Origin of the sequence: Paenibacillus sp. SC116 (genome assembly GCF_024733555.1) — a bacterium.
GTDB lineage: Bacteria > Bacillota > Bacilli > Paenibacillales > Paenibacillaceae > Paenibacillus_B.
The window spans coordinates 2,163,003-2,188,693 of record NZ_JANIOF010000001.1; the positions used below are offsets into that span (position 1 = coordinate 2,163,003).

Below are 25,691 nucleotides of genomic sequence, written 5' to 3' on the forward strand. Positions count from 1 at the left end.
GAATTTAAAATTGGAATTGGGGACGTCAACCATAAACGTTTTCAGAAGAAACTAAACGACCGTTCCCCGATAAAATATCGAGAAACGGTCGCTGCTTAAACGTGTCTATTTATTTATTGCTGTCTACTTGACAGGGATGACCAGTTGGCTTCTTTTTTATTGGTATTTATTCTATTATTTCCATGCCATTCCCCATGCGTTTAATTTGGCTTCGCCCGTAATCTCAGCTTTCATTCTCAATTCTCTACCAGAAGGCTGAGATGATAGGTTACATGGAATATTCAGATTCGCCGGAGACCAAGTTACACCGTTATCTCTAGATAAGTAGAAGTCGCATGCCCCCCCATTGTATGTCACGTCAGCCGTAACCAATACTGATACTGGATCAAACTCGCATTTTTCGGCCTTGCTGACGACAACTGCTTTCTTGTCGTCACCTCTTTGGAGTATGAAATTATCGAAATGATTTATACCTGTACTCCATAGTGAAGGATATACATTAGGAAATTGTATATCTATTTTCCCCTCAAACTCAACAATTCCATCTACATAAACAACTAAGTGGCTGTTTAATAGATTAAATATCATACGCACGGCAGCAAAATTTTTATTAAGCTTTTTATTCACTAAGTGAGCATAATCAGGTTCATTCATATATCTAATGTAGAGTCTTACGTCATTTTTTTCACCAGAAAGTTCTGTTCTAATCGTTTTTTTCCAGTACGTTTGTAAATTGGATATCGCTAAAGATGCATTCTGAGAAGTATGTTTATATATCGTACAGGATACATCTATAATGTCCGTTATCAAATGTTTATCATACTGAACTTCAGCTGAATGCGGACTCCCCGTGGTGTTCACAACTAACTGACCATCTACAATGGAAAGATTCCCATTTCTATAGTAATCTGTCCATTCCGGGCGAACAGCAGGCTGATTAAAATCATCTTCAAATAACAGTTCCTTGCCTACAATAATACATTTGTTAAGTGAATCATATTTATAGCTGGATTGCAGAATATCCAAGCCATCTTCATTACTTAACACATCAACCATCATATGATGCATTCCGTTGCGACCAGCATTCATTTGCGAATCAATTTTAAAATTGGTCTTTAGCAAATTCACTTGTAGATTATTCATCTCAGGTACTAAGACGCTACTACTCGACATGAGTCGGAACTCATTTATACGTACTGGAAGTGCAGCCACCTTCGGAGAAGCAAGTTCTGCTTTTACTCGAAGATCTGATCCAGCTGGATTTGGGAATGTGATTTCTGTACCTGGCTGAACAGGATGCCAATCACCACCGCCCATATTAGATAAATACCATTTTACGTCTCCGCCATTGAGTTCTTGATTCACGGTCAACACTGCTCTTGAAGCCGGAATAACCGAGGGAACGCTTGTACTAACGAACGTATTCTTCACATCTTGATTGGTCGAACTGCCTTCCACGATGGAATACCCTCTGAGTTTCGGAGTTATTAGTGTACTCGGAGATTGGAACTCTCCCTTCACTCTAACGGAATTTCCTGATGTAGGAAATGAAACTTTTTGTCCACTACTAGCTGGATGCCACGTCAAACCGTTATCATTCGAGACAGACATTTGAACAGTAGTATCCAGTTTCTTAAAGGTACACGTCTTTATCGTGTTAAAATCCTGTGGAGTTTGTTCCAGAAATAATAACTCAATATCACCATTGTAATTATACGATAGCGATTGAACGACATCGCTGGTCAACGTATCTGACGTGACTGGTTCCAAAACAACATCCATCGTTCCATCTAGATTAAATATCGTATATCTAATATTTGCCCTTGAAGGGTTTTCTCCAAAATACGTGTGTGTATACATATATTTGGAAGAAGACATTTTCACCATTTTGCCGTGCAGTTCATATACATCAGATGGAGTGCCTCCAATATGTACCGTTGTATCTATTCGTTTCTCTATTACATAATCCGTACCGTTATACTTGATAATCGCGATAAACATCATCCATGTTTTGTGATCGAACCCTACTATAATGATACGATCTATCTCTTCATCATAGTACACGGCTCCAGCTGCAATAGAGCTGAATATACTCCAATACGCCTTTGCCACTTGCCCTGTATTCGTGTATAAAACTAAAGCATTGGTCGCAATCCTTACACCATACGATAGAGAAAGCATATGTTGCCGCCTGGTATCGTAAACTAAGTGGTTTAAAATACAATACCCACTTAATGCTGGAGCAAGATCAGCAACAACCTCTCCTTTAGAGTTGAATATTATCATTTTATATCGGGGATCAGATCCAACAGCCAGAACCCACACATTTCCTTCTGAGCTTAAACCCACGCCTAGAGTTCTTGTAGTGGATGATAAAATATTTGTACTGCAAATTGCATTTAAAAATACCGTCCCATCCGGATTAAATACAACCACTTTAATATGAAAATAAATCAAGTAGACATACCACACACGATTGTTATAATCGACTACAGCCGCAGTTGCATAATGTTTGTTAGGAGTGTAGTCAAGGTGACCATAAGTGTCCTTATGCTCCGTATGAAATGCTATTGTCCCATCTGTGTTAACAACTTTAGCATAAACACCAATTCTTGGTTTGTAGTACAAATACCAAGAGCGACCGCTGCGATCCGTAACCATTACCGGAAGTGTATGCTTGTTAGCTGCATCTCCCCTAGGAGAAACAAGCCCAGCTTCCGTAAACGTTACCGCGCTGCTATGCTGAACATCTGTGTCCAAGGTGACAAACTCCGTGCCAGCAGTAGGAATTTCTTTACTCACAAAACTGCCTTCACGCTTTCCTTTTATGAGCTGGACGTGTCCCTCTATGCTATGCTCCACCGCTACCGAATTACGATCATCCCAATAATTTGGATGGTCAAACTTATCCGCAAAAGACACCAGCTTATCTGTGCGAATATACCCTTCGCCTTTAATCACATTCGTCTGGTTCGTATCAATTCGATTCTCACCTTTGAAATCTTCTGTAAATACATGTGATGATGTTCTAGTCGCATTCTCCAGTCGCTGCAATCTATTCAGCAGGTCGGCAGGAACAGTCCCGCCTCCGCCACCACTTCCGCTGCCACTTAACAGCGTATACACGCCACCCTTATATAAGTACATGACAGGACCATTATTATGCTGCTGATCCGAGCGCACGATATATACTTTATCCTCTACTCCAACAGCAGGCAGGTCCTGAAAAGAAGGAACTACTTTAATAATCAGATCAGAGAGCGCCTTTCCCTCTGTTGCTGCATCGTATTGCTCTAGCAGCTCTATTAAGCGTACTTTATCAGCCATTCGTTACCCTCCTCACTTCCAAACCTATTATTCAAAATAGTTAATAACATAGTCGCCATCTTTCACAAAGTGAATATTCATTCCTTTATCATCTAATTCATAACGATATTCGTCGTTATAAAGCGCCGGGCCCCAAGCAGCAGCAGAAACACGCTTCAACACATGTGGTGAAGATACCAAATGATTTCCAGCCTGCAAAAGCGGAATGGCTATCGTATGGGGAGCAGTTGATGTTCCTTTTACACTCATCGCTCGAACTTGTTTCAAACCCGAAGAAGCTCCCCCCGCCAACTTGGACAAACTTATAAATACAACATCCGAATGTGGCTTAATGGGATATTTCATCTCAATTGTTTTCGTATCTATTTCCTTGAAGTCACCAATAACTAGCGCACCATCAATAAATATAAGCAAACTGCTCGTGCCAGGTGTATATTCAGGAACAGTAAACAACGTTTGGTTAGCAGCTCTCGTTAGACGAGGTGAATAACTATAAGAAATATTCTTGCCTTGACCAGCGAGTTCTTCCATCTTCGTCTGCATATGATTCATACGAACTCGGAGCGTTTGATATGTAACGCCATTTTTGTCTGTTCTTGCCTCTACAACTTCCTTAACCGTATCCTCTAAATTACCAGCACTTCCTTTAGTAAGGGCGTACCGTTTATCTTTGAATGACACTTGCTGCAAACTCTGAGCCACGCTGACCATACCGATCAGCATGTCATCCTTCTGCTCATCGATCGTTGATCGATAAATGAATGATCCTTGTTGATTTAAAAATAAATAGTATTCATTCCTAACCGATGGAGATGAGATACTTATAGTCGAGTCTGCCTTCTCAATAATCGTTCCATTTATACTAGCGCTTCCACCGTAAATATCGACCTGAATCGTACTTGAAGTGCCAACATATGCAACCTTTTTTATCGATAACCCTGTAAGGACGGCTTGGCCATGGGTGAGGCTTTCTTCTGCCTTCTGTACTTTACCTTCTAGTTGAGTAATCGTATTGGAGTGTTGGTCCAACCGTTGCTTGTTCGCGTCTACTTGATTGGATATTCGCTGAAGATTGCCATCTTGCTGTAGATTATAATCTTCTATTGCTGAGATTCTATTTCCTACACTTGAGCTGCTTCCTCTCGCCTGATCAAATTCATCCAAATAACGGTCAATCTCGCTATGCGTTCGTACACCCCGATTCGCCAGATCTTGGTGATCCTTCACCACACGAGAACCAATTCGCTTGAATTGTATAGCCACAATCAATCACCGCCTTCTGCTAAATACTTGTTTATCACGGCGTATATACCGCCTGCATATCAAGCCCGAAGAACACTTCGCCTGTAGCCAAGTTAGGGTCCATTTCGCGCTCCAATCTAATCCAATACTTATAAGTCCCGCCTGCCGCAAGCTTTCCTGACATGGAAACCGTCGTTCCATAAATACCAGGCACCCCATTATTGTCAGGTGCAATTTGAATAAGTCGTCTATATTGCCCCGTCTGCTTATAATCAGCAGTTTGAATTTTCAGGCCACTAAATGATCCTGATAAAGGATTTTTTACAACAATTTGAGCTTCTCTATACGTTTGGGAACCTGTACTCATATAACCAAGGAAATTTTGCAAGTGTTCATCAAGCAAATGCTCTTGCCCTTGTGTATCTGTCATGTACATATCCGGCAGTACTTGCAGCGTATAAACATCCCCCGCTTGAATCGTTCTAACCTTCTCTACAATTGGCTGCTGCGCTTGAGGAAGTACAATACTTACGGCCCCCTCTACTTCCATTCCATAAAGAGACAAGTCAAATGCCACGGACGCTTGTCCATAGGTGCAAACACGAACTGCTAATGGTATCCCTGCCTTATCCAGCAGTTCTACTTTCGTCCCTTCTGTTAGTCCTGTCACGATTACGGAACGAGACAAATATACTCGCACTTCCTCTATTTCCATCCCCGGACCTTGCGCCCCATTTACATACAATCCGATTAGCGGTGCTGTATCATCAAAGCTTTCCGCCCCTACGACAGACCATTGCACCCCATCTTGAGAATGGTAGGCATAATATGTGTTATAATCTCGTTCTATCCGAAGCCACGGATAAGAAAGGGAAGTAACGTTCCCTTCTTGAAACACTCGCAGCAATAGATGATTGTCCTGATGATCATGAACGATAATACCTGCATCATGATTAACATCCTGCGGAATAAACCCTTGTCTGACATCAAGGACAAACTGCTTTTCTGTCGTTAATTGCTTCAACCATAAATACAAATTTGAAGGAGTCCCATGTAAGAGATGAATGGTGCCTTTAACAGGATCGAGTGTATATCTGCTAGCTTGATTAGGCTCTAACTCCCACGCAGGATCCAATGTATTCTTATCGAAATTATCGGAAAATAGATATCCTTTCTTCTTCAACGCAAGTATGCTCACTACTTCCCCTCCTTTAATTTAAGTAAACAGCCAAATCTTTTTCCCTAACACACAAGCTTGTGGCTTGTCTTTAATCAGCTTGAGCAAACATTTAATTAAGGCTTCCACGCACTGGTCGCCTGCTCCCGTCTCACAATAAGGAACGACCATGACATAGTCACAAATCCAGTTCGTTAGCTTGAACCAGTCGACATAAGCGGCATCATACACATAGCGGGTCGAGTCGTGACGGCTCTTAAATTCCCATGTGAACACATGATTGCCTTTAGAAACCGGGTAGCTGACCGTATAATAACCACCCATTGTATTAAAGGAGCTGGCAAGTATACCATCAATATAGAAGGAAAGCACAGAGTTAAATGGTCGCGGTTTAAACACCCAACGCTCATGCGCCCTAAATTCACGCAATACAAACTGAGTTAAATACTCCCTGCCTGTCCAAGTGCTTATTTCTCCAGCCTGGCTAGTCGTAATGGAAACGCGGTAATTGCGGGAAGGAAGCACCTTCAGCTCATTCAAACTAAATGTCTGCCAATCGGCCGCACGAAGTGTGTTGTTGTAATAACTCTTCCCCTGATCATCCATTACAGTAACTTGCATTTGGCTCGTGTAACATCCGCCCATCCAAATAGGCTTATTGTTCGTAAGTTCAAAGCCCCAGACTTTGGCCTCCGATAGCTCTGGGAGTATACAATCAATTAATTGATATCCTCCGCCCCAGACCATCGCACCCTCACCTGGACAATAGGTCTCAAAGCGATAAATAATGTCGTACCACTTATCATTTAAGGTATCGTTCGTTATCTTAAAGTCTAATTTTTCACCTTTGGATGAAGTAACAGGAATGTACTTATGTTCCTGCGATTCATCGCGAAGTGTGACATGCAAGGTAGACCCTCCACATAACGGAGATGATTTTTCATAGACTTTAATGACATCAAGCCAGCACCAAGAATCATCAGGTGGCATTTCGGTTTCTTTACCTGGATAACCAGGCAGAGATGGTATCGTCGGAGATCCTTTTTCATAATAGTGTCCATTGGTATTGCGACAATAATCGGACCAGGATTCCTCCAAACTACCGCCTGGAGCTAAAATTCCTCCGCCTGATAAATTTGCACCTACTGCGTTATTCCCCTTGACTAAAATATATTGAATGTTATACCGCTTACCTTTTTCAAAGTTGTATCTAAATCGAATATCGTTTGTGACTCCGTTATCGTATGCTTCGTACGAATCATCCCATACCAATTTATTGGTGCTAAGGTCGAACACTTTAATTACTGCTTTGACCTTCTCTGAAGCTGGGGTTATTAGGCGATCACCGTTTTTACCGTGCTTGTCTGCAACCTGCAGACGAAGGTCGTTTATACTAGCGTGATAAAGAATAGCACCATTCCCATCTGAGTCCGAGAAAATATCTGTTAGGCCAAAGCTTAAATAATAGGTGCCCGCTGTCCCATTATGAGAAGCCGTTATAGTCTCACTATTGACCCAATCCGCAGATGTGAACTTATCAAAATCTTTATAGTAGGCACGATTTCTCCCAACATTCTCTTTTGTGTCATACAGCTTCACGCCACCTTTAGGATCGGACCTATTTTTATGCAAATAAACTCGAAATCGTCCTCTTTCTTTAGTTTCATCTTGAAGAAATGCTAGTAGTTTAAAACTCAATTCTATTTTTCCATCTGTGTGAAATTCATAGACTACTTTTTCCGTATGATCCGATGTAAAATCGGATTTTTCATCACCCGGAACAATTCCTTTAATTTCCAAACTAGCTCTATACGGATATTTTGTATATACATTCTTTCCTTCCGCACTCGCATAACTGATAGTCGTATCATATTCGAGCAATCCAGAATGACTATAACGGTTAGGAGGGTACAAATAAATCGTCTCGGCAAAAGATGCATCTGCATAGGAAGGCACATCTACATAGCGATGAATAACTCCGCCGTTCGTATACGTAGCCGCTCCAGTACGGTCTTTATAAGTAAGTGGCATCGAATATTGACCGAGCTTTCCCTCAACTTTAACATTGCGCCCCGTCTTCAAGGTATAACTGCCGCTCGAACCATCCATTTGATGATGCTCATATCCCGCAGGATAGCATTGTTCACCCGCAGGATCGGGCAACGTGTTGTCGATAGGTCCAGGTTCTTTATGAATCGAATCGCCAAGATCTTTGTACTCCCATTTAAAATTATGAACACCGGTTGGAAGTGGAATGGCGATCCTATTTCCTTTATAATCATTATCTTGATTGCCCCTCCACACCGACACTCCATCAACCCAAAACTCTAAATGTTCCTTATCTCCAAATCGACCGCCGTACTCGAAACAAACATAACCTGGATTCCGTAATCCAATTCCATTTAATGTGACCGTATTGGTAGAGTTGTCTTTGCCTTCTACCTTCATAATGCCATCGCCAGTAGCATTTGGCGTTTGACGACCCACTATATCTTCCCATTCCCAGTTGCCAGAGAAGGATAAACGATTTGTTATTTTCCCTTTTTCATTAAAGTTTTCTTCAAATATTAACTTGTCACTGGATTCATCTAATGGAGCGGGCAATATCTTGGCGAACTCACCGAATTGAATGGAGGCTCCGGGCTTTAATAAAATCGAGGTCGTCAACTCACTACCATTAGACATCGTACTAGCACCTGACTTATCGACAAGCCAACTGTCCCTATCAATAGATACTGAACTGCCATAAGGACCTTCATTGCTGCCACTTGTACCGCCGCCTACTCCATAGTAAAAGACTCGATTGTATTCAGGTGCATAAATTGGGAGCTCTGTAAATGAATCATCAATACGAAAGACGATTGCATGCGATCCTTTGGTTATAGGAATTTCAATTTGATCACCTTGATAAACCTCAGCGGACTGGAATACAATCGCCTCATCTATCAAAACAACAAAACGTTCCGAAGGTCTTAATGTATGCTGAAAGCTAAATGTAAACCAGCCATCATCTGGGAGTGAAATATAGGCTCTCAAGTCATTATTGCCCTGCTTCGGATCAAGCATCGTAAAAGTTGTATCCATCCCTGTACCACTTCGATGCCAGCTCGCCGATCCTGAAGAACTCCAATTCAGGCTTCCCATCGTTGCTGCAATGTACGGCTCATAATGGTCAATCTCTCGTTCTGGGCATATCATCTCGATTGTTCCACTTAGATCAACTGTACAATCATCACCAACATAAATGTCATACACGATGCTTGCTCCATGAGCAGTTGTTACTGAATCGCCGATAAGTTCCCATTCCGGACTATGCAGAGCTTGCGTACTGCTTCCATGCAGCCCTCGTCCTCCGTCCATCGGAATAATAGACTGCTCATCATAGAACAACGTATAATCGTCTGTATTGATAGGTTCTGCTTGTCCAAGTCGATAGGAAAAAGAAACCTCACCGTCGCACTCATTATCGAATTCCATATGAATGACCTTCGGATTATGAGTAACATGGTCATTGAACTCAGCAGACATGTAGCTTTTGGTGCTGTTCATCCCCCATGCGTCCATGAGATCGACCTCTCCAGCAGTATCCAGATCATGTGGTGCGGGCGGATCGAGACTAAACAATCTTTCTGCACACTCTATCGATTTCACATAAACAGCATTTCGCTCAAATTGATTTTCGGTTTGCTTTCGTACGAGCCAGTCAAACTTATACGTTTGACCTGGTGCTACAAAAAACTGTGCAGTTTGCCACCCCGTACTCTGATTCCACTCTCCACCTACTTGTTGACCATTGATAAAAAATAGCAACCCATTCCCACTAGCAACATTGGCTAAGTATTGAAAACGAATGACACCTTTTTGCTTGAATCTCCAGTTAAATGTAATTTTCGAGGAATTCCCTACCCGCAAATCATTCAAGGCTAACTTGAAAATATTTTCCGTGCCAGCCTGTTCATTTTTTTGAATGGAATGCACCAATTTCCATTCCTGCTCTTCAGAAGAAGATACGTATCTAAAATGTCCAGGAAAAGCGGTCATCTTCGGAAAATCAGCTAAATCGAATAGTTTGATTTCTGTCCATTTCCCATCAAAATGATTGAAAAAGTCACCGGAAAAAGGATGTTTATAAGGAGCTGGACAATGAGGAAGCTCTATCCCGGCATGCGATCCTGCTTGATCCTGTGCCTTTTCCATAATTTTAGCGATGCAATCTTTCATCATTTGCAGCACTTGATGGTAATCATTGCGCTGAGGATCACTCTGCTGCTTCACCCACCACTCGATTCGCCTGTACATGTTCCACAGTGCCTCACGGCAACGAACCTTCGCGTACCACGATTTATCACGCATATATTGTTCAATCATTTGATCGACTACGTTGTCCAACGCTTCAATTTTAATAGGCTCATAGCGAGCAATTTCCCCATACCCTTCATCTCCAAGCAGCGGATTCTGGTATCCATTGATTCGGTCCAAGACTCTTGGTGCATTGGGCGAACCTGCATTTCTCGGATGATGAGGATGTGTTGCTGGATCACTTACGACATGAGCCTGCATTTGACTAAACGTGACACCTTTTTGCTTGTCACTAAATACTCCAAATGTATGCGGCATTCTATCACCTCTATCTTTCCTATACCTTGGTCAAGCCCTATAAGTTCATGTCATATTGAATCCGACCGCTAACTTTAATTCTCAATTTTCCAGAAATATAGTACAGCTCTATTCGATAACGCTTGCCTACCTGGTATGGGAATGGATTCATCGCTGTCCCAATTGGCTGCCTCACTCCATTTATAACTTTGTACAATTGCATAGGAAGCATATTTGTTGCTGATACAGCAGCTTCACTTTGAATGGAGAAAGCATAGTGATTGTTTTCATTCTCATATTTAAATAAAATGCCAACCGCATCCCCATCAGGCTCGCTTACTTGGAAATCAGTCTGGAAAACGTAATCTTCGGCTTGAATATCGCTTTTGACGATTCCACTCAAGTCACTGCCATCTTCACTTGTCCATTTGTTGAAATCACCATTGCTGCTCCAATTGTTGGTGCCCAATGCAGACCATTTCCCTTGACCTAACTGCTCAGCATTAAATTCCTCTGCCCAAGGATAATAAGCGTTATAAGGATCATGCGGATCATAATCTTCTGGTACTGCATAACCGCCACTCCATTCTTCATGGTTCATGGTGTGATCAACGATATCCGTCGTGTAGTCATACATGAGTCCTTGGGCAAGTTCATCTACTTGGTCGAAAAGGCTTTGTTTTATTTGCTTTGTAGAAGCGATCCCTCTTTCCAGATGACCATCGCGCATTTGCTCTTGTGCCAATACATACTGCTCAACGATGGACTGAGCTGCTTCTTTTTCCATTTGTAGATGTTCAACGAATAAATCAGCCCAATCTTCGGTTGGTCTTGCCCCTTCACCTAATGAATCGACGAATACGGTATCTCTAGCTTTAAGTACAGATACGATATGTTCCAACAAATCGGATGCCCGCTCGGGCTCCGTACCGAACATCACATTCTCTATAATCGCTTCATCAAGCACTAGCTTGGCGAACTTATCAACTTCTAGCTCCGAAAGATGCCCATCATGCATCCCACGCACACTCCAGACGTACATCTCATCAAGCGCCGCAATTCGGTCCTTTGGATGGACAGCAACAATATAGCGAGTACATAATTCGGACATTCGATCTTGAAGGGCATCTGCCGTTATAGAGTCTTCCAAATGAGAATCATGAGCTTCCTTATCTGCTAGCAACTCATCTGTTTCAAGCTCAGATGGATATGAGGCTTTTTGCGCCAGCAATTCTGTCGATAACGTAGATGGATGTACTTCCTTCTCAGACAGTATGGCTTCATCAATATTTGCACTAGACCATTTCTTAGAACCTTCTTCCCCAACGTGAATAATTGATTTATTAGGTTCTAAATATCCAAACGGATTTTCCACTTCGATAACGGATGGCCTGAATAGAGAATCAGCCATCAACTCTTGATCGATAGTGGACGCTCTACTATCTGCTTTGGCTAGAGAGCTGAATTCTTCATATACAGCGTGAGAGGGATCGTTCGTTCCCATGAAGCTGAAAGTAAGGATTCCGCCATGCGTCGAATCTTTAAAGCCATCAAGTAATTCTCTCGAAATAAGCCCCTCAATCCGTTCCTTTACACCTGTGAAAAATTCACTAGTTAGCCAACCTTCATGTGCATATGACTTTGCTGCTAAAGTTAAGAAGGCTTCTAGCCATCCGTGCTGAACAGACTCACGTTCTCCGACAAAAATATCGTCCATGATGTGACCGTAGTAGCCAATCTGCGCTAAAATATCCTCCAAAAATGTTGCATCCAACTTTGTATATCTTTCGCCCAGCACTGGATTATCCAACCAGATCCCTCTTAACAAACGTTCAATGAGGGTAGCAGCTGCAGGATCATTTTCCAGATAAGCTTCACGATTTATCCATGATTCTCCGAGGATACTATCCTCAAATGCGAAAGATGAATGCCCTTCCAACGCTGAGCTAAGCCACATATTTTCTACAAATTCGGCAGGGTACTCTACCTTCGGTGACTTGTCCGTCACTTTGTCCCATTGATGGCCTCGAACATCATGTAGAAGATGTGTCGGATTATCGGTTTCACGGGAGGAAAGAATCGATTCTCCGATTGTGTCCATTTGCTTGGCTGTTCTTGTAGCCCTATCACTCGCTGCGGAAGGGATATACAATCCATAGTTGCTTTGCTTCCAACCTCCTAGTGTAGATGGAGTCCATACACCCGCAGCCTTTTCAAATGGCCTGCTCCCAGAATGCATCGCTATTTGGTTTGTGAGATTGTGAGTATTATCTCTATCGGATCCATATATTAGTAACTCCTGATGCATAGCATGTGTGTGAACACGTACACTCTCCATCCTTGTAACAGGAACATATAACAACGAATGGCGCCTTATCGTACGATCTGCTTTCGAGCCATGCCTAAACACATCTGTTTCCGACTTTATCTCTCGTGAAGCCAGTTTATGTGAGTTCCATACCAAGGCATCATACTGGCGGGCAAGCAACCTTCCCCAATCCATTCGATCATAAATCCGCGTACGACGATTAGACTTATGAATGGCCTGCATATGAGGCTTGCCGATACGTGTAATTCGAGGATTACGATGCTGTGCTTGCAAATCGTCTTGCCACAAACGCAGCAATCTAACGTGCTGCAAAGCTGAGGTCGACAAGGAACGATCGATAATGGCTGATTGTTCCAGCCATCTCACAGCATGGCTTTGCTGCAACATTTTCTGTGAAATGTGTGTATACTTACGATTTGCTCTCACAATATGATTCACTGTCCACATATCATGTAAGATGTCACGCAGCGCAAAATCATAGCTGTTTTTAATCTTTAACCTATGATTAATATCTCTCAGAGCTTGGATTTCTTCCTGGAAAATGAATAATCCACTCTGAGAATCGCGCTCCGCAAGTAGTTGATCACGTACATACTTCATCCGGTGTTCGATCCGTCTTGTTGCTTGTTTCGAAGAACTATGAATACCTAACTTGCGTTGACTGGCTCGCTTCGCATTAGTTCGCTTCTTCATAATGTGCAATAATTTATCTCTAGTAATTGGTCTGAATCCATAGATCTCACTGTCATGAATATAGCCCGATAACTCCGTATTTTCTCTATCCCCAAAAACAATGAAGCTTTCCGCATCACCTAAAGCTTCCTGTTCACGAATCCCTTTATAAATAAGGTCATATAGAGCTGCTTGACGCTCACTCTTCTTACTCAATATATAATCCAACATCATATAACTGCTGTATTGCCCATAAGGTAAATAGGAGAACTTATACGCTCGTTCACTATCAGCGGTCAGCGACGCTTTAAACGCAAATTTTGTATTGCCCGCATACCAATCACTCATGTGAAAAGGAAACTGGGCAGTTGCTTGGAACATATGAATACTCACCTCCTAATACAAAGAGGATTCCTGTGGAATCCTCTCATTTATTAGTATATGCGGATTAGTAGCGAACCTCTTTCAGGAAGGCGATTCCCATCTTCACATTTGCGGAACGATTCATGAAGTTCTGCTCTGTGTTGTGGTCGAAGTAACGATAAACTTCCTGCTTCCACTTCTTGCCCGAATTCGCATCTACATCTACGATCAATTCATCAAGATGCAAAATGTTGTTTTTGGATACAGCAATTACATAGTCAAGCTGACCACGGTATCCATCGTATGGATGAATGATGTAAATAGGAGACAAATGATATTTGCGAGTCCATGCTGATGCATTGAAGCCTTGAGGCTCAAGCAGCAAGCCTGTATCGCCAAGCTTTGGATCGGTATATGCTTTGCCAACAGTAGGCACTTGTGTAATAAAGGATGGATAATGGCGTTGGAACTTGATACCCGACTTCGTTGCAAACATTTGGAACGTATTGTTACCAAAAGAAGTATATTGACCCGCGTTAAAGTCTTTAATCGGTTGAGTCACCTCTGGCGTGACTGCTCCTGCCGTCAACAAAATGTTACCGCCAACATCATCCTGGTTATATTTAAACGGTTGAATCGCGCCTACATAAAGGAAAGACTTGCGATAATCAACAAAGTGAACCGCTGGATCACCGACTAACACTAGTGCTAGGCGATTATTCATGATGTTTGCGTACATATAAACAGGCTTAGTCAACGTACGATCTGTAAAGTTAGCACCATCCTTGTACTCTTGATCTGCCCACTCATAAACTACCGGATGGCCAATATGAGCGTACTTTTGGTTTGTCGTATCATACCCCTCCATCATTTGAACCGTAAGCGTGCTATGTTTGCGAGTATTCGCAGGATCGAATCCAGGATTAATGAATTTTACATAGTATTCCTTTGTTGCTGTGCCAATAGTAGCGGTTGACTTCAGTACAAGCTCTTTAATGCGCTTGCTTGTAGCATCTGGAACTTCAGACACGACGCTCCAAGTATTGTTTACAGGCTGCTCACCTGCCGCTGCATTGTGCGGATATGTTGCAAATTTAGCGTCCGTCAGCATGGACTTAATATCATCTAACAAGTCTTGAGAAGTTGTAATTTTTTCGAAATAACGGAAATTTGCCATAGTAATAACCCCCTAGTTTTATTTAACTTCTTTTAAAATAGCGATTGTCATTGCAGTTGGATTAGCAGAACTTTTGAAAAAGCTAACTGGGCTCTTTATGCTGAAAAATTTATACACTTCCGTCCATGTACCTTTGGATGGATTTTTCGGATCTTTAGGCTCTTCGGTATCTACTACCAGCTCGTCCATATTGATCAAATTGTGATCGTCGATAGCAACGACGCCTTCCATATATCCACGATAACCTTCATACTGATGTACCAAATAAATTGGGCTTGCATGGTATTTATCGGTCCATTGAGAAGGCTGGAATCCATTGCGCTCTAATAGCAGACTTGATAGTTCCTTAGGTAACGTCCCCACATCTCCATAATTAGGTAGAGTAGTGACGAACGCCGGATAATACGCTTGGAATAGAACGCTGCTTCGTGTCTTGAACATAGATACAGAATACATGCCATTTGATGTATATCGACCAAAGCCAGAGTATGCAGGATTTGCATCTTGTTTAATATCACTGATCTCAAATCCCGTCTTCTCCTTACTCAAGTCACCCATGCCCACGGTCACTGCAAAGTTACCTAGTTGATCCTGCTCATTAAATGGTACTGTTTTACCAATGTAAGCAAAGCTTCGATAGTAGGAGTCCATATCAGGTGATGGATCACCCTCTAGCACAATGTTAACTCGATTGTTACTAATAGAGATCCAATATTGAACAATGTAGTCTGGTCGTCTTTTCTTATTGACCAGATATTTCTGAATCGAGTCGCATCCGTAATGATAATGAGCTGGCGGACTTTTGAGATATGTTACTCCATCGATATCGACAGCCCATTTATGTGACGGTGCTATATAACCTGCACCTTGCTGTGCTCGCTTATAGGCAACCTCTGCTTCTAACTGATTCACAATAGTAGGTTTATTGTTCAATCGAACTGTGCTTAGTTCACAAGCTTTCTCGTACGTTTCCGAAGAGTTTCCAGCAGGTGTTACCCCTTGGAACCCTTTACCGTAAATGACTTCGAAGTAATTAAACTGACCAAATGGATGATCAAACATAATATAGTAAGGATCAGGAGTAACACCTGCTGGATAATCAGGCACACATTTCAATACGGTAATACCATTGGTGGAATGAGTTATATCAGCTTCATAGTAACGCTCAGTAAATGTAAATGGCTTAACATCCTGCAAATTAAGATATCCGTTATACCAATATCCGGAATTAGGAAGCAGGCCATAATACACTTTCATAGATTGATTAGGTAAAGATAAAAAGTAATTCCAGTCTGATGTCATCTCAGTAATAATATGAAATTCATTCCAATCGGCTACGTGCTGTATACTTCCATCAAGTTCACTACGTAACTGTTCCACTAGATAGGCTTTATATCCAATTGGATTCGTTATATCAGGAACGTTCACAACCAGCTTTCCTGGTAGAGTAACCGTGACATTTTTCCCTGACTTATCCTGATAAGTCAACTGGTTTACTTGTATTTTATTCCCTGTTTTTGTATTATTCTTATCACTAATTTCGTAGATAAAGCCCCCACTATCAACAAGAGGAGTAGGCACAATATCACTGCCATTTCCAGGTGTTTTAAAATCTAAAATATCTTCTGGAATTCGATATACGGTATACAGTTTTCCATCCGTATGCTTATACTTACCTACCACATTGGCTTTCTGCTTCTCTTGATACGTAACCCACTTATCGGGTTTAATATCATATACTTTCTCCCAGCGATTGCTTACAGGCTTGCCGTCGTATTCATTCCACTTCGCAGTTGAGATTGCATCTGCTAAAGTAGAAATCAGATGTTCTGACTCTGTTTCACCTGCTACAAAGGCAACATTTTTATTTGGCACTCTTATATCCCCCTCTCTAAGGTCTTAGCAGCTTAATGTTGTACCACACCGTTTTCGCTTGAGCGCTTCGATTATGAAACTCAAACGTAATCGGTGTATTCTCAGGCAGCGGATAAACGATACCGAAGCTATTGCCCATGCTCACGGATTCAGGCAATTCCTTTGTATAGATTTGCTCGCACACCTTTTCTCCGCCGATCGTCAGCTCCCAATAGTCTCCGATGCAATATTGACTGCAAGCAAAGGCTACTGAGAGAAATTCAGTCGGAAACGGAAGTGAGTAAACACCTGTGAATACTCGGTTTTCAGCTAATACTTCTACTTTATTTCCTTTAATATAAGGCTTAGTGAATTTCGAAAAATGAGGATAGGGAAGCTCTTTTACTCGGTCAAGCGTTCCTCCACCCACATAGGATATTTGGAAACTCATCTCTCCTCTCACCCCTCATCTGACTTGACTGATGTACCTATTAAGTTCCATCTATTATCATAGTGTAGGCGGATTTCTTCATTTTTGACCGCTTCTTGCTCAGGATTTATAACAATTATCGAAATTTCCGCCAGCAACTGCTCTGTGACAAAAATCCAATTGGGATCATTGTCATAAATCTCATATTCCACAGGATCAAGACCGAAGCTTAAATAAAGGTCTAGCATATAGCCTGAGGGATACGACAGGAGCGCACCCGTCAGCTTGTCTAGATCAGCAGGGTGATCCCGATAAAGGGCTACCGATGGCGTCCCTGCAAATGGATCTCCTTCTTGAACGTTTTGAATATTTTGCTGTTTGCGAACCTCAGAACGAACCAGCTCCAAAATAGGAAATAAAATATTGTCCTGAATAATACCCGGCACCTAGAACACCGTCCCTTCCACGGCCCACATCAGATCCATAACCTGTACAGCTCCCTGGGCAGTAAATCGAGTATGAATACTTTTAATAATGTACTCACCACGGGTCGTCGTCTGTTGATTGATAACATATACTCTATCTAGCACGTCCATAGATGGGTCCATAGGAATCACGACTTGCAGCGTTCGAGACGTTCGTTTCATATCAAAGAACATCTTCTCTGCTACCTGTCTCTTCTGCTCATAGCTTTTGGCCCATGGTACATGAACTACCGCCGTACGCAGTTCTCCTTTTAGTTCCAAGAGAAGCTCTTTATCCATGAAATTTTCTTTTTTTTGCTCACTGTCAACGACGACAATATGGCTGCGTGCTCGTGACATATCTATTGTTTTGCTTATAGTCATTAAATTATCATGTTCACTTAACGTTGCTACGACAGGCTTGTTGAGATTTATTCGTTCTATACGAAACGTACCATTACGGTCGCAGTAATAGCGGAAATTCGTAGGTGCGAGAACCTCTTCGATCGCTTCCGCTACCTTGTAACGAAAGGCTTCAAAAGTTTTTCCACTTTGCTCGGTAAACGGATTGAGCCATCCTAATGGAGTAGCGATTGAGTCAATAGGTACCTTTTTAAATTCCCCTACTTGATCGGGAATAGCTTGAATAACATATCCTTTCGCTTGGTTAAGCTCGATTAGATAAGTTTCTTCAATGACAGCATCAGGATGTTGGCGATCCTCTGCCGTTACCCGCCATCCGTACATACCCGCTTCTCCAATCAAATCCTGCACAACTGCAGATTTCACCCAAGCAGTTGCATTGCTAGAAGGAGTTTCTTGAGTACTATTTGCAGGCGGTGGTGTAGTAGATGCAGCAGATTGCTGACTTGTCAGCGCTCTGCGAACTGTTCGAGGCAGCCCACCTTTCAACGGCATCCACGGTCCAGGATTTCTTAATATATCTTGATAGTAGTCCCAAACACGACTTACCCAGTTGTGTCGGTCAGATGACCATATAAACTGCCTGCCTCCAGGTATATTTTTGTGACCACCTTGATGGAAAAAGTCAACATCATTTTTCGAATTTAGCCTTATCGCTCTATCACGTAACGCTTCCTTCATGCGTACCGCACCATAATACATTTGCGATCTAAGCCCTCGATATCTTTCATCACATGGCAATCCATCTCGACATCCATACCCTAGTACAAATCCGCCCTTTTCAGGCGTCCCTTTTCCTTGTGTACCCATTTGTGTTTCATGCCTGCAAATGGCTAGCAAAAAATAAGGATCCACTCCCTGTTTGTTCGCCTGAACATGAGCTTCATCTATAATTTGCTGCCTATAATTAAAGCTCTCCACTGGCTTAGGCGGTTTCGTTGGATCCGTAGGGGGATCCGTTGGCGGTTTTGTCGGGTCAGTCGGTGGTACAGTTGGCGGTGGTAATGGCGGCGCTGGTTCTGCTCCTTCAAATAATAGAGGTTCATACCTGCTCATATCTTCCGGATACATTTTCGTTGACGTTAACACTTTCTCCAACGCACGCTTAAACATATTGCGGCATGTTATCGTTAAAGTAGAATCGTTAGACATATCCACTTTATCAATCAACCCCGTAAATACTCGTACCTGATGCTGTCCATATCCCATATAGATACGAATAGGTGTATTTTCGCTCAACACGCCGACTCGCGCTCCATTAAGCTCATAAGAATACGGAGATTCTCTTCCCGTCTCAGGAAACAAAGCAGGGTTATAGTCAGGGCTATAAAATCCTTCTGGGTTAGAAATCGTGACTGTTGCTACGCTAGCCGATAGTTCATAATCATCTTCAATATTGACATCTAAAATATTTTGTAACGGTATCGTATCCATGTACACGAATGAGCCAACTTGAAGTTCAACGGGTTCCCTTTTGACACCTAACAACATATCTTTAATTTCATGCTGCTCATGGGTACTTTTTAATAATGGATCCAAGTTGGACTTATCTCGGTTGCTCTTGAAATTAGGCGGATTGAGCTTTGTCACTTTTATCATATAGAAGCAGAACGACACATCTTCCTGACCACTCGCTGTCATCACAAATTGAAGATTCACTTTACCAATAGGAAGGCCACAATCAAATTTCTCCATTTTATGACCATCAGTGAATCTTCTCTGCCGATAGATCAACTTACTATTTGCATAAATTTCAAACATGTCCCCATTCACATGATTGAAGTCTGTACCGAACTCAACATCTAAATATGAGGGATCAGATAGATTTAGCTGTAATGTCATACTTGCCTTTTTTATATTGTTTTTGCGCAAAAATACAAGATTATGAAACCCTTGTTTTGTTGTAGGTTTATAGGTAGTGACACCCGTCCGGCTAGCTATCTGTTTGAAGGACGCATCCAATGCATAATGTTTTTTGTTCATCCATTGAGGGTTGAGGAATTTCTCGACAAATACAACTTCACCTGGAGTTCCCTCCCCTATTTGCTGAACCTGTTGGTTTCCTCCGCTCCAAATAGACGTCGATGATTTAGAAATCTGTTGTCTAAAATACGGAGTTGGATCTTCATCTTTTCCCCAATCACTAGTACTCGCATTCCTTCTTATCTCAAAATGCAAATGATTTCCCGTCGATTGTCCCGTACTTCCAACTAGTCCAATCAATTGACCTTGCTGAACTTTCTCCCCTTCTTTAACATGCAGTTTGCTTAAGTGCATATAGCGTGTCATATAGCCGTCAGTATGCAATATGTTGATATGGAGCCCAGCAGATTGACTGTTTCTTGACCTAACTACAGTGCCATTCCATGCGGCATACACTTCGGTTCCTTTAGGAGCCGCTATATCAATACCTGCATGATTAGGTCTATGCTTACTTCGGTAGGGACTGGATACATTATCCCACGTGAATCCTTGAAGAGGGATCGTGAACTTCTCAGGTTCATTAATGACCTCAGCCTGACTATTATCAGGATCCGTCACCCATCTGTGATAAACTTTCTTTATTTCTGCCTCATAGGGTACTAAAAACTCAAGTTCCTCCGTACGCCCCGGTATGAAAGCTAGTCGATCCACCTCTACACGGCAGACAGGCTTGGCATTCTCCCCTAACTTTAATCGCTTGCCTATCGTCTGCATAAGCTCATTCGGAATCGTTTGCATCTCTTCTATCACCTCTTAAATCGCTCGATTGACCATTTGCGGAATCGATTCAAAAATGTTACGGCCTGAGCACGTGTCAATAAGGTCTGCGGCATAAATCTGATTTCTGCTGTCTGCTTTCCTTCTCCTGGATTATAAAATTTATCTACAACAACAGCTCCCTGGTTAAAACTAGTCGTACGCATCCCTTCAATTAGATAATTAGTGCCTATTTTCTCCTCCTCCATATCCATGACATGCTTGCACCACCACGTATCTGCCGTAGAGTCATATTTTTCAAACCTATTTTCAGGCGCAATATACATACTTGCATTAGCCGCAACGTCCACAAATCTACTGCTTGTTGTTTTCGTCAGCTCGAATCTCACTGGCTTTCCTTGTGTAACAGGCAATAGAAAACATATGGAATGATCATCAAATTCTTCATAGTCTGTACCTACTGCAACTTCCTTATCGTCCACATATACTTTCAGCATCCCGCTACCCGGAACATAGCGAGTATTTAGCTTGAAGAATCGCTGTCCTGGCTCGGCAATCATTATCTCCTTGTAAGAAGATACAGGAGCATCGATATCTGTAAACTTGCTATACAGCTGCTTGCGAAGACGATCGATAAGGGCAAACGCCTCTGCTCGAGTAATATAAGCATCTGGGAAAAAGCGATTGTTGAAGCGTATGTTTCCCGTTTGTGAAGAAGCTCTAATCGTTTCTCGACGAAGTGATATATTATTTTCCTTATCTTTACTAGCATATTGCATCGTACAAGTAACCCCATTTAGGTTATAGGGGAGGAATATATTTCTATCTTCTGAAATCCAATACGTGTCCTGTTTATCCCCGATATACTTCGCTGCGATCTGTGCTTCTGCAAGTTTACTTTCTGCTTCAGGAGGAACCTGAGCTCTGCGCAGCTGTTTCCCAAATGCATATACATATTCTTGAAACTTTCGATTAAAAGGGTCATAGACATACGGATGATCTAATGTCTTTTTCGGATATGCATAGTTCGTATTCAAGTTCGGCTTGCCGAAATGATCGACCAATGGTTTGCCTAAAATCATGAAGGAAATAAGGGCCCCTTTACGCGGTGCAACATATAACTCCACATCTGTTTTTGTCCCAGTTGCATTTGTCTTCGCTTCTTTATAGGTCGTTTGAACACCATCAATATAGATAAGCAGCGGATTTGCTTTAGTAGGAACGACTTTCTTATCCAAAGTGTACATTTTTTGATTTGCTGGTGCAGTCTGCTCATCATACAGATAAGGAGCATCTGCCATAAAGCTGCTATAAGGAATACCTCCAACAAGGGGCTGCCCGTCTTCCAATAATGTGTTGGAAGCTTCCACTACCTCGTGATAGAACCAATCTCCTTCAGATACATCTACCCAACGATACATAGGATCACCTCTCTCTTTTGTGTAGGTTTAAACTACTCTCGCAATACTCGCTCAATGAACCTTCTCGTTCGATTGAGAAAAACGATATATTCTGCTCTCGTAATGTACATATTCGGCTTGAAATACAGCACGGGACTCCCATCCTTTTGAACGACTGTAATTAGACCTAAGTTCGCCATCTCCTCTATGTTTTGACGAGCCCAGTGGTCCTTACCGTGATCATCTTTTAGATCTTGAAATTCAAAGCGATCACGTTCATCAAATGAATCTTTTTTGATAAGCACTAGTGAAACTTCCACTACATACTTCGTATTCGCTTCTTCAGCAATTGGAGCCATAGCTTCAAGACTTCCTAAATAAATTGCCCCTCTCTCATCATAAAACTTATGTGTCCACCCACAGAACGCTAAATAATCAACATAATCTTGCTTGTTTGTAAACAAGAGCGTCATCTTTGTTCGATAAGAGGAGATCCCCATTTGATGAAAATGTGAAGGTGCATTAATCATCTTAATCTCTTTCATCATCGGTATTGGTGTTGGAGGAGAATAGGGTTCAATTAGCTTGCATTTCACCTGAATATACTGATGACCCGTATCTACAAAGAGCTTTGTCTTATACTTATCATTGGAAGTACCAAATGGATATTGCTGCGGCATCTATCATACCCTCCTTACTAACTTATTCGCTTAGAATCTGTTGCCAATTGCTGTGAAATAGTAGGCCTATACTGACCTCCAACTGCTTGCGTTACAGCACTCGCAACCTCACTCACGCGTTTGTCACTATCTACATTTCCTACTACGATGCTGACATGAGTATCCCCCATACTGATACCGTAACTACTATGTGTTCCTTTATCAGTGAGTGCTTCATAGTAACTCATCGGTTGAATATCTTTTGGCAGATTGAAGGTGTCTAATGACTTAGCCAACTGTTCTCGCTTCAGATCTAGCTTGATACTATTTTTTTGAATTTCCAAAGCATCTATCTGTTGCTGGAACTCTTTATACTTATCGTGATTCGCATCATAACTTTTTTGAATCAGCTTATAATCCTGAATAGCTTTATCGATTGATTCAATGCTGGCCAACTGCTGTTGTTTGCCTAGCAGCGTCACAAGTGCCGAATTGGAAGCATGACCTTGGAGCATAGCCTTCTGCTGTTCCAGAGTATACTTCTGAGTTACTCCGTTCAGATCCATTTTGAATTTATAATCTGCATCTGCCTTAGCTCTTTGAAGAGGATCTTCTTTCATCGCTAAATTTGTACTAGCAATATTTTCTTCTATTCCACTTAAATTAAGTTCTTCTTGTCGTAATTTTTCTTGATCAACAATATCACTATTTTTCAAATCTTTAATCGCATTCTCGCTAATTCGCTTCATATTTTTAAGAGATTCTAACGTCATCTTATAAAATTGCTGCTGAATGTCTGCGATTTCCTTAGAATCCTCTCTTACGCCAAGAGCAAGTAGATTCAAAATTTTAGTATCTTTTTTATTTGTTTCAATTTGAAGATTTCGATTCTCTTGACGCATTTCATAACTGCTATCAGCAACAATCTGATTATTTTTATTCTTTCCTTGCTCATATTGTTCTTGTCCTTGCTGAGCAATCGCACCCATTCGCATGGAATCAATAAAACGATACGCGTCGGTATTCTGCTTTCCTTCTTTCACCATTTTGTTTAGAACCATTTCAAACGCTATTTCTTTTTGTTTATCAGAGGAAATTAATTTTTGACTAATTTTACTATCAATGTTGCCAATAAGATTAGAATCCTCGCGGTGACCAGCATTTAAAAATCTCAGCCTATCCATATTCAATTTATGAATATCTTTGTTCAAAGTCCTATCAATTTTCTCTTCTTCATCCAGAGCTAAGCCCTGATAGTGTGCATTATCGATTTCATCTAATTTGTTTTCTTCTACTGCAACCTGAGCTTTAAGCGTAGTCATCTGACTTTCGTAAACTCGTCTTGCGTCTGGGTCTACACTCGTGGCTGGAAGTTGTACATAATCCTTATTTAAATTCTGAATTTCGGTATTCAAGGCTGTAATCTCGTTATTAACTAGCTCTTTATCATGCTGTAGTACCTCATCTGAGAACTTACCATGTTGCTTTATTTTTCCTTCTCTATCAACAAAACCTTGCATATTCCGAATATTTTGATCATAGAAGAATTGTTTGATAGGAGTATTTAAAGCAACTTCGGCTTCTTCCATCGTTGTCATCGCCGAATGACGCGTCTTTATAATTTCTCCCTTGCCGTTAAACAAAAATGGCATTTTAATATTGGCATTAAACTCTTCTTCTGCTTTTCGTCTACGGTACTCTGCCGATTCTCGAGCTGCTGCCTGATCGAATTCTTCTACCGTCCTCGATTGGGATTTCATTCGATCCGCAATACTATTTACTTCATTCCCAATCGCATCATTATCAGCTCTTTTGGCTTTTGAAGCGAAGAAACCACTGACTTTATCAAGCCAGTTTCCACTATTTTGGGTGTTTAACTCCATCCTGCCTAGCTCTATCGCCTTTGTAACATCATCTGCATAATTGTCTGCCTTAGTTCTACTTGCACGTTGAAGTCGCTGATCAGTTACACTAGCCGCATATTGTGCTGTCAAAATGGCAGCTTCAATTCCTATCCCTGCTAATCCACCTTTAGGTATTTTGAAACCTTTTGGCTTCCCTTTTCGGCTAGCTCTAGACGGCGTTGGCTCATCGTCATCATCAGAGCTTTCTCTACGAGTCGATTGTCCGTTATTGTTAACGCGGCTATCCGTTGAGGTTGATTTACGGTCAGATTTATCTTCTAAAACTGCTGGTTTACTAACTTCCCGCTTCGACTCTGCACTCTTTTCCTCTTTCGCCTTTTCTTTATCAACTCTAGCCTTTACTTTGTCGTAACCGCCTCTTGTAAGATACTCTGTCGTCGGAGCAAAGAACTTGAAATCCGAAGCTCCTCCAGCAGAAGCCACTTGTCCGACAGTAGGATTTGTAATTGGCGCATCTGGAAGCTTGATCCTGATCGTTTGCAACTCAGTTAAAGATTGCTTCGCTGTCCCTACTAAGTCGTGTAAGGACTTTAGCACAACATCCAACTCTTGATTCCATTCTTTCATTTCATCAATGAGATCATTATCCACACTTGATTTTTCATAAGATGTAGGCGCATTAAGATTAGTGAAGTCTTGACTTACACTCTCTTTTTTGGAGACACTGCTCCATCGTTCTGTAAGGCCTAGATCATTATTACTAGGACTAATTCCTAGTGATCGAGTAATGAATTGATCAAGCATTTGTGGGGTACCTTGATTAAACCCTACTGAAGTTTCGCCTTGAGCCATCTCTACAAACTTCTTAATGCTCTTCACATACTGTGCTACCAGCAAAGATTGCATATGTTTGGCTAGTACTTCTAACTCTTTTTCAATCTCTCTTTTGGCCGCATTTTCTATCGTTGAGTCGTCACGTTGTTGACTCATAACATCACCACCTATATAAAAAT

At 41.6% G+C, this 25,691-nt stretch carries 13 protein-coding genes; all 13 read right to left on the reverse strand.

The features are described 5' to 3' along the window. Positions 1–174: 174 nt before the first annotated feature. The 13 genes from NQ117_RS09405 to NQ117_RS09465 all read right to left on the reverse strand — a co-directional run bounded on the left by NQ117_RS09405 (position 175) and on the right by NQ117_RS09465 (position 25,668). The gene (locus tag NQ117_RS09405) at positions 175–3,327 is read right to left on the reverse strand and encodes a hypothetical protein (protein ID WP_258277693.1); all 3,153 of its coding nucleotides are present in this window, start codon (positions 3,325–3,327) and stop codon (positions 175–177) included. A 27-nt stretch (positions 3,328–3,354) separates the two neighbouring features. Continuing rightward, positions 3,355–4,590: a hypothetical protein gene (locus NQ117_RS09410; protein WP_258277694.1), complete on the reverse strand. Its 1,236-nt coding sequence runs from the start codon at positions 4,588–4,590 to the stop codon at positions 3,355–3,357. A gap of 34 nt (positions 4,591–4,624) precedes the next feature. Continuing rightward, on the reverse strand, positions 4,625–5,767 hold the full coding sequence (locus NQ117_RS09415; protein WP_258277695.1) for a DUF1349 domain-containing protein: 1,143 nt from the start codon (positions 5,765–5,767) through the stop codon (positions 4,625–4,627). An 18-nt stretch (positions 5,768–5,785) separates the two neighbouring features. Further along, positions 5,786–10,363 (reverse strand): hypothetical protein, encoded by a 4,578-nt coding sequence (locus NQ117_RS09420; RefSeq protein WP_258277696.1) that lies wholly within the window; start codon positions 10,361–10,363, stop codon positions 5,786–5,788. Between the two features lie 37 nt (positions 10,364–10,400). Then, positions 10,401–13,724 (reverse strand): hypothetical protein, encoded by a 3,324-nt coding sequence (locus tag NQ117_RS09425; RefSeq protein WP_258277697.1) that lies wholly within the window; start codon positions 13,722–13,724, stop codon positions 10,401–10,403. A 67-nt stretch (positions 13,725–13,791) separates the two neighbouring features. Continuing rightward, complete coding sequence (locus tag NQ117_RS09430) at positions 13,792–14,883, reverse strand: hypothetical protein (RefSeq protein WP_258277699.1); 1,092 nt, start codon at positions 14,881–14,883, stop codon at positions 13,792–13,794. 18 nt (positions 14,884–14,901) lie between these two features. Next, complete coding sequence (locus NQ117_RS09435; protein ID WP_258277700.1) at positions 14,902–16,758, reverse strand: hypothetical protein; 1,857 nt, start codon at positions 16,756–16,758, stop codon at positions 14,902–14,904. Between the two features lie 16 nt (positions 16,759–16,774). After that, positions 16,775–17,188, reverse strand: a complete 414-nt coding sequence (locus NQ117_RS09440) for a hypothetical protein (protein WP_258277701.1) — start codon at positions 17,186–17,188, stop codon at positions 16,775–16,777. 8 nt (positions 17,189–17,196) lie between these two features. After that, positions 17,197–17,613 carry a hypothetical protein gene (locus NQ117_RS09445; RefSeq protein WP_258277702.1) on the reverse strand — a complete coding sequence of 139 codons (417 nt, stop codon included), beginning with the start codon at positions 17,611–17,613 and terminating at the stop codon, positions 17,197–17,199. Then, complete coding sequence (locus tag NQ117_RS09450) at positions 17,614–20,775, reverse strand: M23 family metallopeptidase (protein ID WP_258277703.1); 3,162 nt, start codon at positions 20,773–20,775, stop codon at positions 17,614–17,616. 8 nt (positions 20,776–20,783) lie between these two features. Then, a complete protein-coding gene (locus NQ117_RS09455; protein ID WP_258277704.1) occupies positions 20,784–22,175 on the reverse strand; it encodes a hypothetical protein in 1,392 nt (463 codons plus the stop codon). A gap of 32 nt (positions 22,176–22,207) precedes the next feature. Then, on the reverse strand, positions 22,208–22,834 hold the full coding sequence (locus NQ117_RS09460; RefSeq protein ID WP_258277705.1) for an S-layer homology domain-containing protein: 627 nt from the start codon (positions 22,832–22,834) through the stop codon (positions 22,208–22,210). Positions 22,835–22,851: 17 nt separating this feature from the next. Beyond that, positions 22,852–25,668: a hypothetical protein gene (locus NQ117_RS09465; RefSeq protein WP_258277706.1), complete on the reverse strand. Its 2,817-nt coding sequence runs from the start codon at positions 25,666–25,668 to the stop codon at positions 22,852–22,854. Positions 25,669–25,691: the final 23 nt, after the last annotated feature.

Coding starts and splice junctions, on each gene's coding strand:
- NQ117_RS09405 (WP_258277693.1), bottom strand. CDS start 3,327: ATGGCTGATAAAGTACGCTTAATAGAGCTGCTAGAGCAATACGATGCA.
- NQ117_RS09420 (WP_258277696.1), bottom strand. CDS start 10,363: ATGCCGCATACATTTGGAGTATTTAGTGACAAGCAAAAAGGTGTCACG.
- NQ117_RS09425 (WP_258277697.1), bottom strand. CDS start 13,724: ATGTTCCAAGCAACTGCCCAGTTTCCTTTTCACATGAGTGATTGGTAT.
- NQ117_RS09430 (WP_258277699.1), bottom strand. CDS start 14,883: ATGGCAAATTTCCGTTATTTCGAAAAAATTACAACTTCTCAAGACTTG.
- NQ117_RS09440 (WP_258277701.1), bottom strand. CDS start 17,188: ATGAGTTTCCAAATATCCTATGTGGGTGGAGGAACGCTTGACCGAGTA.
- NQ117_RS09450 (WP_258277703.1), bottom strand. CDS start 20,775: ATGCAAACGATTCCGAATGAGCTTATGCAGACGATAGGCAAGCGATTA.
- NQ117_RS09455 (WP_258277704.1), bottom strand. CDS start 22,175: ATGTATCGTTGGGTAGATGTATCTGAAGGAGATTGGTTCTATCACGAG.
- NQ117_RS09460 (WP_258277705.1), bottom strand. CDS start 22,834: ATGCCGCAGCAATATCCATTTGGTACTTCCAATGATAAGTATAAGACA.
- NQ117_RS09465 (WP_258277706.1), bottom strand. CDS start 25,668: ATGAGTCAACAACGTGACGACTCAACGATAGAAAATGCGGCCAAAAGA.